Below are 12,605 nucleotides of genomic sequence, written 5' to 3'. Positions count from 1 at the left end.
ATATTGCGCATAATAAGCTTACGCATCTGTTTCAAAAGTAAGACCTTGATATGCAGGTTTTACATAGGATGGAACGTAATTTATTACCTTATTGTAATCCAGCGATCTGTCCATATGTGTGAGTATTGCTTGTTTTGGCTTTAAATATTCTATCCACTGTAATGCTTGATCAACAGAAAAATGACTCGGATGGGATTTAAATTGAAGAGCTTCAATGATGAGAACATCTAAATCCATTAATTTGGATAAAGTTTTTTCAGGAAATTTACTAACATCCGTACAATAGGCAACATTCCCAATCCGAAAACCTAAGGAATGAATGTTTCCGTGGTGTTGTAAATGTGTATTGACACTTATTTCTCCGCCCTGCCCCTGAATAATAAATTGGCTATCTTCATTGATAAGATGTTCTTTTAAAATGGGAGAATAAGATGAATCTTTTAGAGTTTGAAAACAATATCCAAAAGCACTTTTGAGATGCTCTAGTGTAAATCTGTCGGCATAGATATCTATTAAACGTTTTTGTGCAAGTGCATAGCTGCGTAAATCATCAATACCGTGGATATGGTCTGCATGAGAATGCGTGTAAAGAGCAGCATCAAGATGGCTTACACGCGCATCGATCATTTGTGAGCGAAAATCTGGACCTGTATCAATAACGATCGTTGTTTTGTCTCCAGAAGGTTTAATACGTTCAACTAATAAAGAACTTCTGTAGCGTTTATTTTTAGGGTTATTCGGATCACATGTTCCCCAATCACCATTAGGTCTTGGCACTCCTGGAGAAGGACCACAACCTAATATTGTAAATCGGTATTGATCACACATATCTTTTGCCTTATTTCATTTTGCTAAATAAACGAAAAGCATTACGCGTTGTTATTTGAGCTATTTCTTCAATGCTTAAGCCAATTGTTTCAGCCAAAACAGCTGCTGTATAACATACAAAAGATGGTTCATTTGTTTTGCCCCGATGGGGATTAGGTGCTAAGAATGGAGCATCTGTTTCCACTAACAAATGCTCATGGGGCACAATTTTTGCTATTTCACGGATTTCAAGTGCGTTTTTAAAAGTAAGAATACCCGAAAAAGAAATATAACCACCAAGTTCAATTCCAGCACGAGCAAGTTGCATTCCAGACGAATAACAATGAAGGATAAAGGGAAAAGCTCCTTCTTTTATCTGTTCACGTAATATTTTCTCCATATCGATATCGGCATTGCGTGAATGTATAACAAGAGGAATCTGTGTTTCTCGAGAAGCAATGATATGTTCTTGAAAAACTTTCTTTTGCTCTTCTGGTGTAGAGTAATCATAATGATAATCAAGGCCCCCTTCCCCAAACGCAACAATTTTAGGGTGATTCGAGAGCTGTATAAGCTTTTCCGCTGTAATATTTTGTTCTTCATGCGCGTGATTGGGGTGTGTTCCAACGGAACAAAAGACTTGATCATAGCTTTGCGCAATGGCTAACAGTTTATCTAACTTATGAACATGGGTTGAAATTGTTATCATACGTTTAACGTCAGCATCTAAAGCCCGTTGGATAACATTATCCAAATCTTGTGAAAAGTCTTCAAAATCAAGATGACAATGTGTATCAATCAACATGATGAGTGTCTTCTTTCTTCAAGATATAACGAGGAAAAATTGGTTCTGGTGGTGGAAGATTAAGCCCTTCTTGAATTTTTGAATGACTTATATGATACAATAACCGATCATCTTCAGCAACCGCAAGGCTATCAAGAAGTTTCGCTGCTGATTGGGGGATGAAAGGCAAAAGCATAATTCCTATTCTCCGCAAGATTTCTACAGTTATATAAAGAACTGTAGAAAATCGCTCTCGATCGTTTTTACGTAAACTCCAAGGTTGTTCGTTGGCAAAATAGCGATTGGCATCTGCTACAATTGAAAAAATAGCTGAAAGTGCTAAATGCATACTATAAGAAGACATAGCTTGGTGTACAGTTTCAAGTACTTGAAGAGATTGTTCTAAAAGCTGTTTATCTTGAGCTAAAAATGAAGCTGGTTTCGGGACTTGTGCATTACAATTTTTGGCAATCATAGACAAACAGCGCTGTGCTAAATTACCAAGATCGTTAGCAAGATCAGCATTAATACGGTTCACAAGGCTTTCATAACTATAACTACCATCTTGTCCGAATGGCACTTCACGGAGAAGGAAATAACGGACCTGATCAAGACCATAGTGATCAACCATTTCAAAAGGATCAACGACATTTCCAATAGATTTTGACATTTTTGCGCCACGATTAAGTAAAAAACCATGTGCAAAAATATTTTTAGGCAATTCAATTCCAGCAGACATTAAAAATGCCGGCCAATAGACTGCATGAAAACGAATAATATCCTTACCAATAATATGCGTATTTGCAGGCCAAAAATCACGTTTTTTTGAATTTTCATTGAAAAAACCTATTGCTGATAGATAATTTGTAAGCGCATCAACCCAGACATACATCACGTGCTTTGGATTCTCAGGAACAGCAATTCCCCAGTTAAAACTTGCGCGTGAAATAGAGATATCTTTTAAACCTGATTTGATAAAACTTATAATTTCATTACGCCGCTCAAACGGAGCAATAAAATCAGGATGTTTTTCATAATATTCAAGAAGAGCCTTTTCATAATGAGAAAGTCTAAAAAAATAACTTTCTTCTTCATTCCATTCAACTGGAGAGCCTAATTCTTTTTCACGACGGATGTTGTCTGCTCCAATTTCCGTATCTTTTTCTTCATAATAGGCTTCTTGGCGAATCGAATACCATCCCGTATAACGACCGAGATAAATATCGCCATTTGCTTCCATCTTTTTCCAAATTTCTTGACAAGCTTGATAATGGCGTTCTTCTGTCGTACGGATAAAATCATCGTTAGAACAATTTAATACCGCAAGCATTTTTTGAAACACCGCACTATTACGATCTGCAAGTTGCTGAGGTGATATGCCTAATGCTGCTGCGGTTTGTTGCATCTTGAGACCATGCTCATCTGTACCAGAAAGAAAAAATACATTTTTTCCGTTTAACCGTTGAAAGCGGGCTAAAACATCGCTTGCAATGGCACTATAAGCATGTCCAATATGTGGAGCACCATTAGGATAAAAAATGGGAGTTGTTATGTAATATGTGTCACGCATGTCATACTCGTTGTAAAACGCTATAAATAGAAGATATTATGACATAACGTTTGTTCATCGCATTGTCACGGAAAAACTAATTCTCATGAATGATCTTATGAACTTTAAAAAGTAAGTTAATAACAAACTGCTTCTTATCGAGATTAAACAGTTGTATTTCCTCTATTTCTTGATGAATCTCCTGCCATTTTTCCGCATATTTTTTTGAGAGAAATAAGTCTCCCTTTTCAACGAGCATGATAGCTTTTTTTTGAATTTTATTAAGAATTTCATCACAAAATTGTTGAAATTGAAATGTAGAGGAAGCAGATGAAAATGTTTGTGCAAGAGTATGTACAATTGTTGCGTTACAAACAGGTTTCTCTAGGAGAACATCAATTGTTTTAATAATTTCAAGACCGCCATGGCAAATAAGTAAAGCGGCTTTTCGAGGGCTTCCTTTAGATTTTTTAATAATCATTTCAATTGTTTTTTCATCAGGTAAATCCTGAAGGGCGAAAATATGTGTAATAACTTTTTTCATTTCATCGTTATTCAACGGACGAAAAGAAATTTTTTGACACCGTGAATGGATTGTTGGAAGCAATTTTCCTGAAGAATGTGCGATAATAACAAATAACGTTTTTGTAGGTGGTTCTTCAAGTATTTTGAGAATTGCATTCGCTGCATTTCTATTCATATCATCTGCAGAATCAATAATAACAATACGCCATCCATTATCTTGTGATGTTCGGCTTAAAAAATGCATAATATCACGGATATCATCAACGAGTATTCCTGTTTTAAACTTTTGCGTTTTCACATCAAATCGACGTGAAATATACAAAAGACCAGGGTGACTTCCTTGTGTAATTTGGCGCCATGGGGTAGAATAAAGATCGGGTTTCAAGAAAGCACTCTGTTGAAAACTTAAAATGTTCCAAGCAAGATGAAAGGCTAATGTAGCCTTTCCAATCCCATATTCTCCTTCAAATAATAATGCATGATGCAAACGCTCTTCTTTAAGCATTTGTGTCAAAAAATGACGCACATCCTCATGACCAAAGATAACATTGTTCTGGGATGGTGATAAAATTGTATCAATATCATCATATTGGCGTAAGGTATTTAAATTACTCATGAAAGCTGATCCAACAATACCTTATGACAAATATTTTTTATTTGATGAGCAATAGCTTCTACTGAGCCAGTGGCATCAATGACTCGAAATCTATGGGGTTCTTGTTTGGCCAATTGAAGAAAAGCCTGACGCCTTTGTTCTTGAATTTCCAACTGATCTTTTTCAAAATAATCAATTTCTTCTGTTTTTTTTCTTCGCAAATTTGCACGCTTCATACCACACATTGCTGGCATATCTAATAAAAATGTTAAATGAGGCAAAATACCATTGAGCGCAATACACTCTAAAACAGAAAGAAAAGAAGAACTGACTCTATTATTGAGTCCTTGATAAACGCGTGTAGAATCAATAAAGCGGTCACATAAAACGATTTTACCTTTTTGCAAAGAAGGTGCGATAACCTCAGTAACATGGTCGACACGTGCAGCTGTAAACAAAACAGCTTCAATCAACGGTCCATACTGTCGCGCCTGCCCCGACAACAAAATATGCCGGATTGCTTCTGCTCCTGGCGTTCCTCCTGGTTCTCGTGTTGTGACAACATCATAACCTTGGTGAGAGAGAGACTCAGCAAGTAAAGAAATCTGCACCGTTTTCCCTACCCCGTCCCCTCCTTCGAATGTAATAAAATAACCTGACACGTATGATCTTAACCTTATTAGCGCGTAACTATAAATATTTCCGTAACCATCCAATTGTTATTTCATAGAATGCATTTTTTACTTTTGCAAAGAAACTTCCTTCCCAAACATTCATTCCGGCAAAAACTGGTTTTTCCAGAAGAACCTTTTTATCTTCTAAAATTTGAATAACGCCAACTGATTGCCCAGAAACGATGGGAGCTTTCAATGGACCATGATATTTAATTTTTGCTTTAACATTTACTTTTTTTTCATTCGAAAGCATAAAACTTATTGGTGTTTTAACAATGAGTGGAACAAAATTTTTCTTACCACCATAAACAGCAGCACGACCAACTATTTCTCCTTTTCTGAAAATCGTTTTGAGATCAAAAGCCGTCATTCCCCATTGAAGAATGCGTTCTATTTCTTTTGTATATTTTTTACCATCTTGCAAACCATTGATTGCTAAAAAAAGACGTCGATGATTTTTAGAAATAGTGGCAACCATTGAAAAACCTTCTTTTTCACTGTAACCAAAACCAAATCCTTCTACACCAATTTCCTTAGAAATAAGAGGGTTTTTGTTACGTTGAAAAATATTATTCCATGTAAAATGAGACTCACAATAAAGTGCATAATAATCCGGATATTCCTGAACAATATGACGTGCTAATATAATCATATCACGCACAGTTACAAATTGTCCCTCTTCGGGTAGCCCTGTTGCATTAACAAAATGACTCTGAGATAATCCAATCATTTTTGCGCGCTGATTCATCAGTTTTACAAAATGATCTTCATGTCCTGATATTCCTTCAGCAAGAATAATAGCAGCATCATTTCCATTGACAATAATTAAACCACGCAACAGATCAGAAACACTGATTTCTGTTTTTATCTTTGCAAACATAGTGGTTGTACCAGAAGGTGCTCCACCCTTGCGCCAAGCATTTTCACTGACCTTAAATTTCTGCGTACTTTTTAATAATCCTTTTTTTAATTGATGAAATACAACTTCTGCTGTCATCAATTTTACTAATGAAGCAGGAAAAAAAGGAATAGCACTTTGTTTTTCATAGAGTACTGTCTCTGTATCATCATCGAGTAATAACAATTGGTATGCGGGAGTTTGAAAATCTTGTGCTCTCCCCCACGTATCAAATGCCAATACTCCCCATAATATCAATAAGATCCTTAATGCTGTATACATAGCTGCTCCTCCCATCCCAAAGATCAACATAAAGAATCTTATATAGGAAAAAACTTTTTGATTTCTGAAAATTGAGGAATTATTTACAACTCATAAAAAGATTTTATTTTCATTTAGCTTTAGAAAAAATAATATGACACGTTTTTTATCTTCTATATAGGTTCAGTTTAACATTTTAAATGTATGAGAGACAAAAGATTTTTTCCTATTTTTATTGATAGTATTTTGATTTGTTATGATAAATTATCATTTTAAAATTGAAGCTAACTCAAAGATACTGTAAGATTCTCTCATCCCCTCTTCTCATATTGAATTCATTAAAAATCGCTTACTTACGGGTCATAAGTAGGGTTCGTATATGGATAAAAATTATTAAAAAAGAGAGTAAAAATACTTCTTATCAACCTCTCAAGTGTTAAGAATTATCGCACAAAACATTGGGGACTTGCAAAGTGTATGATGGTGTCGATTTATATCTTCATAAGTGTAAAGATGCTGATATCTAAAGGCGTTAACAGTTATACCATTCACAGGCGCTGTCGTAAAATAGGCTTGTAGCGTGTTAAAGTATGTCTCTTTTAAATAAGTCCATGAATTGGCAATGTAAGTGTATTTTGTTTGAGACGCTCTGTTTTTCGTGAGGGAACTTACTCCATTAAAGAACATGATAAACAAAAGCATGAGATAATGCATAATCTTTTCATAAGATATTACCGTAGATACTTTAGAAAGATACAAGGACGAATCAAAAGAAAATATTTTTTTACTTGTTAAGCTTTTTATTCCTCTCAAATCGATTGTACAAGTTGTTTTAGAGATTACAAAAACAGACTTATACAATAATCTACCTTCGTCCAGCAAAAGCTATTACAGCAAGAAAAGTACACGCTTTATTAAGCAAGCAATATCATAAAACGACGAATAGGCCAGCAATGGAGTGGAAAGTCCGTACTAAACTTATAATGATAGAACCCAACCACGCTTTTTGAAAAGGACAACGCGCTTTAAGATAAAAATCCTACACTAAATCCGTAATTTCTTACCTTTTTTACTAAAAAATTATATAGATAAAAAATCAATGCATTTTTTCTTAAAATAGTTGTAGCCAATTAACCTTTGTTTTTTTGTTTAGCTTATTTATAGAAGCAACTTGATCGAATGGTATCGGCTTATCAACCATGATAGGACCAATTTCTGGCAATTTAACTGCAACAGTTTTATTACGTTGTTCTTGTTCAACAGCAGCTGCTTTAGCTAATTCTTTTTTGTTCCCTGTATTGCGCTGCTCTTTTAACAAAACAGTTTCTCTTTTTTTCGCAACATTTTCCGACGCTAATGAATATGGGGCAGCATTTCCAGGAGTATAAGAGGACATTAAATATGCAGCATCATAATAGCCAACAGGTGCTTCAGCAATATATTCTACTTTAACATCTGCGACCCCCCTATCTACATACCCCAGTATTGTCGCAGCTTGCCTTGATAAATCAATGATTCTGTCTTTCATAAAAGGTCCGCGATCATTCACTCTAACAACGATTGAAGATCCATTTTTTAAATTAGTAACACGAGCATAGCTAGGTAAAGGCATTGTAGGATGAGCAGCAGTCAAAAGATTCATGTCATAAATTTCACCATTGGCAGTTAAACGTCCATGAAAATCTGAACCATACCAAGATGCTTCGCCAACACGTTTATAAGTTGGATCACTTTGAGGATAATACCACTTTCCTTTTATTTGATAAGGTTTACCAACAATCACTCGTCCACGCTTTTTTTCTTCTGATTGATTCTTCTTATTGGATACTTGTTGAGGTAGTACAGAAGTGTTTACGTTAATTGGTTTATTATGATAGGAATCTTTTATTGAAAAATTCATAGTTTTGCTTGCGCAACAAGATACCAGTGACTGAGAAATGACAATCATAGAAAACAATTGAAGTGTTGGTTTAATCATAAAAGTAATTTTCTTTTTTCTATTTGAAGGCATCTATTCAGTCCACTTATTTCTGTTAAGTACTACTGTAAAAACCACGTCACGCTTTTGTACGCAACGGAAGAATTTACGTTTTTAAATGATTCCCCTCGCGTATATACCACTCTTGAATTGTCCCCTTTTACCAAGAAATTAACGTATTGTTAATCTTTTTATGGTTTTCATACGAAATAAATGTAGTCTAGTAGATATTAAAAAGATTAAAAGTTAAACAAATCAACATCTTATAGAAAATTCATTTCATAATATAAGTGTGAATAAGTGGTGATTTTAGCAACTGTTTTGCGAATCATGTAATGCAGTGGATATTAAAAAAAACACCTATGGATTGAGAAAATTAGAAACCACATGTGCTGCCAACGCAGGTACAACCCTATCCATAAGCTTAAAGCTCTTTTTTGTTGGAAAGGAGACAGCATAACATCGCTCTATTCCAAAACAGCTGATAAAAATAGAATCAATAAAAACTTCAAAAAGAATCAAAAAAAGATTCTTAAATTTTTTATAGCCTATTGATATTACTTAAATTTGGTGAGCGCGCAGGGATTCGAACCCTGGACCTACTGATTAAAAGTCAGTTGCTCTACCAGCTGAGCTACGCGCTCTCACACAAGCTATCTAGTTTGCATACTATCTAGTTTGCAGAAAGTGAAGGGAACATACGGTTGACTTTCCATTTGGTCAACACCTTTTGAAAAAAAATATTATTATTTTCTTCAGTTATCAATAATTTTCCGTTTTCGCCCCTTTACTTCATCATTGTATAAGTACTCTTTAATCTTCTTTTTGAAGTTTCAATAAAGGAAAAATTTCACTGCAAAATATTGCATAGATTCGAAGCGTTAAAATTATGAGAAATACCCCCTTCCCCTCACATGGGTTGTTGAGCATAATGGGTAGAGAAGAAAAAATACCTTTTATTATAATATTATTTTTATATCTTAGTGTTCAATTTTCAAATATGAATACAGCTTTATAAGATAATATATTGATTTATAATAATTTATCATTTTTTACTTGAGTGAAAAGTCTCAAATAATGTAAGTTTTTCTCATTTCAAATCTTTTTTATATTGAAACAATAAAAAGCATTTTCTTGACCGATATAAGTGAGAGAATAAAACTATAAAAAAGAAATGAAAATACCTTTTATGCCTCCTTTTAATAACCAAAAATTATCGCAACATTAGGGGTCATGAAAATAGTATATAGCGGTTGACACGTTAGACTTGAAAATGGAACAATGAGCAACAATGGCTTTGAGAGTATGATTTTTGTTCATGTATAATGAATAATAACGAAAGCCAATTTATCCTATAGAATAAAGTAGATATGAAGCAAAATTTAGTCTCATTGAAAATATCCCGAATGACTATAAATTATGCTCACTATTAGAGCTGTAGATAATTTTACTAAGAATAAAAAAGCAGAAATAATATGCAGTATGCAAAATGATTTTAAGTGTTCTGAATATATAGAATGCCTTCTAGTTAACTTTTTTATATTAAAATTTACAAAATACGTAAATATATTTTTAGAAGAAAAGGATAATACTAGTCACAAAATTTAGTATTGGATAATTCAGTCAGAACTATAAAGTATATTTATACATTATTTAATATTAATGTATATATACAGTATATAAATAACAATTTAAATATATCTATAAATAAAAATATTGATTTATTAAATTGATAAGATCAAAAACAAAGAAAATAATTTTGATTTGGCGATAAAAATTGTAAAAGTTCTATATATAAATGTATTTTTACTTTACTAATTTTTATTATTTTGATTGGAATATTGAATGTTAACATGTAAACAATATGAGCTACTCTTGTTTATTCATAACCATATAAAAGAAACTGGTGTTCCTCCTTCTTTTGAAGAAATGAAAAATGCATTAGAACTTTCTTCAAAGTCTGGTATTCATAAGCTCATTATAGCCTTAGAACAACGAGGTTTTATACGTCGCTTGCCCAATCGTGCTCGTGCTGTGGAGGTGATTCGACTCCCTGAAAAAATAACATTTAACCTTTCTTTAGCACGTAAAATTTCTCCCAGTATGATAGAAAGAAAGAAAAGAGAAATATCAAAAAGTTTGAGTCCCTTTGATGAAGAAGAAAAAAAAAATATCACCATTCCTATTATGGGACGTATTTCTGCAAGCGTACCCGCCTCTGCTATACTGCAACAAATAAACAGCCTTTCTCTTCCACTCGATATGGTTAATACAGGTGAGCACTACGCATTAGAAGTTAAAGATGATTCTATGATGGAGGCTGGTATCCTTGATAAAGATACGATCATTGTGAAACGTCAAAATACAGCAATAACAGGTGAAATTATTGTTGCGTTTATTGATAAAAAAGAAGCCACATTAAAACGTTATCGACGCAAAGGAGCTTCTATTGCATTAGAAGCTGCAAATCCTCATTATGAAGTACGGACATACGAATCCGAGCGTGTAGAAATACAAGGCAAACTTACCGGTCTTATTCGAAAATATTAAAAAATAAACCTTATAGTACGCGATAGATATCGCAGTAAGAAACTGTTGAGCATTTTTTTATTGTGCCACACGCAATTGACTTCTTCTCCACAGCCAAAGGATGCCCCCAATTAGGTTTATAAACAATCCAGATCCTTATCGAGCGGGTTTCACTTTCCCCTTCCCCTCCATGTCCTTCTCTTACGCAAGGCTTGACAAGTAAGTTTTAAAATATTCACCACGTACTTTGAAAAGAACTTAAATGCTTTGAAGGAAGCAGCCTTATATCATCATCCTCAATGACGGAATTTTACGATATAATAAGACAAAATTGTATGCATGCATAAAAACATATAAAATTTTGTAGAAAAAAATCAAATAACTTTGTAACAGATTGTATTGCATAGGTATAAAAATAAAGAACATTATTTTTAAGTTAATAAAAGCGTAACTCAATCATTCATAGTAATTGTAGGATCATTATGGTAGCACCTCGTATTAGTTTTGTCTCCCTCGGATGCCCAAAAGCACTCGTAGATTCTGAGCGAATTATTACACGCCTTCGCTCTGAAGGGTATGATATTTCACGTCAACATCAAGGAGCTGATGTCGTTATTGTGAATACCTGTGGTTTTCTTGACTCGGCAAGGAGAGAATCATTAGCCAATATTGATGAAGCTCTTAAAAAAAATGGAAAAGTTATTGTAACAGGGTGTCTTGGTGCTGATCCTGATGCTATTCGCCAAACATATCCTAATGTATTGGCTATTACAAAACCGCAAGCTTATGAAAGCGTTATAGAAGCTGTTCATACAGCAATTCCTCCTGTTCATGATCCTTTTCTTGATTTAGTTCCTCCCCAAGGTATTCGTTTAACACCTCGCCATTACGCCTACTTAAAGATTTCTGAAGGATGCTCTAATCGGTGTAGTTTTTGTATCATCCCTACTTTGCGTGGTGATCTCACTTCACGTCCCATCAGCGATGTTCTTCGTGAAGCTGAAAAACTCGTGCAAGCGGGTGTAAAAGAACTTTTGGTTATTTCACAAGATACGAGTGCTTATGGTATTGATCTTAAATATCTCGAAAATTCTTGGAAAGATCGTACAATCAAAACGAAATTCTTTGATCTTTGTCGTGAACTAGGCGATATGGGTATTTGGGTACGTATGCATTACGTTTATCCTTATCCCCATGTTGATGAAGTTATCGAACTTATGGCTGCAAAAAAAATTCTTCCTTATCTGGATATACCTTTTCAGCATGCATCACCGACTGTTTTGCATCACATGAAGCGTCCCGCACTTATGGAAAAAACAAATCGTAGAATTGAAAAATGGCGGAAAATATGTCCAGATCTTACTTTGCGATCAACATTTATCGTTGGTTTTCCTGGTGAAACGAATGAAGATTTTAATATACTTCTAGAATGGCTAGAAGAAGCAAAAATTGAACGCGCGGGGTGCTTTAAATATGAAGAAGTAAAAGGAGCTGCCGCAAATGATTTGGGATTAGAAAATATTCCTGAAGAGGTGAAAGAAAACCGCTGGCATCGTTTTATGGCAAGACAACAACAAATTTCTACACATCTTTTAAAGAAAAAAATTGGAAAAAGACTCCGAGTGCTTATCGATGAAAGTCAAGGAAAAGTTGCCAAAGGACGTAGTCAGTACGATGCTCCAGAAATAGATGGTGTTGTCCATATATCATCACGACGCCCACTGCGTGTTGGTGAATTTGTCACCGTTAAAATCGAACAATCGGATGCCTATGACCTTTATGGTATAGCAGTTTAAAAATTTAACTCCTTCCCTGTCCTCAATGATGAAGATTTCTATTAGCATCGGTTTATAAAAAGATCAGCTACTCACAATCGAACTTGATCACTTATATAGCTCACTTCATGAGAATTTACGAGCAATCCTTGCTCTGAATGTTTGCTATACACTCCCAAAATACAAAGCAGTTATATATTCTCTTAATTTAATGCCTTAAATGAGCTTTA

9 protein-coding genes and 1 tRNA gene are annotated in these 12,605 nt (G+C 34.4%); 2 read left to right on the top strand and 8 right to left on the bottom strand.

Annotation, left to right across the window (positions count from 1 at the left end):
- Window positions 1-18 precede the first annotated feature (18 nt).
- The 8 genes from ACFIK2_RS09365 to ACFIK2_RS09330 form a co-directional block, all read right to left on the bottom strand.
- Window positions 19-828, bottom strand: a complete 810-nt coding sequence (locus tag ACFIK2_RS09365) for an MBL fold metallo-hydrolase (protein WP_375634092.1) — start codon at window positions 826-828, stop codon at window positions 19-21.
- Window positions 829-838: 10 nt separating this feature from the next.
- A complete protein-coding gene (locus tag ACFIK2_RS09360; RefSeq protein WP_375643107.1) occupies window positions 839-1,612 on the bottom strand; it encodes a TatD family hydrolase in 774 nt (257 codons plus the stop codon).
- Complete coding sequence (metG, locus tag ACFIK2_RS09355) at window positions 1,602-3,161, bottom strand: methionine--tRNA ligase (RefSeq protein WP_375677218.1); 1,560 nt, start codon at window positions 3,159-3,161, stop codon at window positions 1,602-1,604. Before metG ends, ACFIK2_RS09360 begins: the two co-directional genes overlap by 11 nt.
- Before the next feature lie 76 nt (window positions 3,162-3,237).
- On the bottom strand, window positions 3,238-4,281 hold the full coding sequence (locus tag ACFIK2_RS09350) for a DNA polymerase III subunit delta' (protein WP_375677217.1): 1,044 nt from the start codon (window positions 4,279-4,281) through the stop codon (window positions 3,238-3,240).
- The gene (gene tmk, locus ACFIK2_RS09345; protein ID WP_375677216.1) at window positions 4,278-4,922 is read right to left on the bottom strand and encodes a dTMP kinase; all 645 of its coding nucleotides are present in this window, start codon (window positions 4,920-4,922) and stop codon (window positions 4,278-4,280) included. Before tmk ends, ACFIK2_RS09350 begins: the two co-directional genes overlap by 4 nt.
- 28 nt (window positions 4,923-4,950) lie before the next feature.
- On the bottom strand, window positions 4,951-6,114 hold the full coding sequence (locus ACFIK2_RS09340) for a D-alanyl-D-alanine carboxypeptidase family protein (protein ID WP_375677215.1): 1,164 nt from the start codon (window positions 6,112-6,114) through the stop codon (window positions 4,951-4,953).
- Window positions 6,115-7,204: 1,090 nt separating this feature from the next.
- Window positions 7,205-8,104 carry a septal ring lytic transglycosylase RlpA family protein gene (locus ACFIK2_RS09335; protein WP_375677214.1) on the bottom strand — a complete coding sequence of 300 codons (900 nt, stop codon included), beginning with the start codon at window positions 8,102-8,104 and terminating at the stop codon, window positions 7,205-7,207.
- A 535-nt stretch (window positions 8,105-8,639) separates the two neighbouring features.
- Window positions 8,640-8,715, bottom strand: a tRNA-Lys gene (locus ACFIK2_RS09330).
- Window positions 8,716-9,916: 1,201 nt separating this feature from the next.
- Here ACFIK2_RS09330 and lexA point away from each other — a divergent pair.
- Both lexA and rimO read left to right on the top strand, forming a co-directional pair.
- Window positions 9,917-10,621 carry a transcriptional repressor LexA gene (gene lexA / locus ACFIK2_RS09325; RefSeq protein WP_375634102.1) on the top strand — a complete coding sequence of 235 codons (705 nt, stop codon included), beginning with the start codon at window positions 9,917-9,919 and terminating at the stop codon, window positions 10,619-10,621.
- 461 nt (window positions 10,622-11,082) lie between these two features.
- A complete protein-coding gene (gene rimO, locus ACFIK2_RS09320) occupies window positions 11,083-12,396 on the top strand; it encodes a 30S ribosomal protein S12 methylthiotransferase RimO (RefSeq protein WP_375634653.1) in 1,314 nt (437 codons plus the stop codon).
- The last annotated feature ends 209 nt before the right edge of the window (window positions 12,397-12,605 follow it).

This window comes from Bartonella sp. AP88XZML, from assembly GCF_042195565.1.
Taxonomy (GTDB): domain Bacteria; phylum Pseudomonadota; class Alphaproteobacteria; order Rhizobiales; family Rhizobiaceae; genus Bartonella.
This window is presented reverse-complemented; position numbering and strand designations above follow the sequence as displayed.

Excerpts from the sequence above, each read along its gene's own strand:
- ACFIK2_RS09350 (WP_375677217.1), bottom strand. The coding sequence starts at position 4,281 with ATGAGTAATTTAAATACCTTACGCCAATATGATGATATTGATACAATT.
- ACFIK2_RS09340 (WP_375677215.1), bottom strand. The coding sequence starts at position 6,114 with ATGTATACAGCATTAAGGATCTTATTGATATTATGGGGAGTATTGGCA.
- rimO (WP_375634653.1), top strand. The coding sequence starts at position 11,083 with ATGGTAGCACCTCGTATTAGTTTTGTCTCCCTCGGATGCCCAAAAGCA.
- metG (WP_375677218.1), bottom strand. The coding sequence starts at position 3,161 with ATGCGTGACACATATTACATAACAACTCCCATTTTTTATCCTAATGGT.
- ACFIK2_RS09365 (WP_375634092.1), bottom strand. The coding sequence starts at position 828 with ATGTGTGATCAATACCGATTTACAATATTAGGTTGTGGTCCTTCTCCA.
- ACFIK2_RS09335 (WP_375677214.1), bottom strand. The coding sequence starts at position 8,104 with ATGCCTTCAAATAGAAAAAAGAAAATTACTTTTATGATTAAACCAACA.
- ACFIK2_RS09360 (WP_375643107.1), bottom strand. The coding sequence starts at position 1,612 with ATGTTGATTGATACACATTGTCATCTTGATTTTGAAGACTTTTCACAA.
- lexA (WP_375634102.1), top strand. The coding sequence starts at position 9,917 with ATGTTAACATGTAAACAATATGAGCTACTCTTGTTTATTCATAACCAT.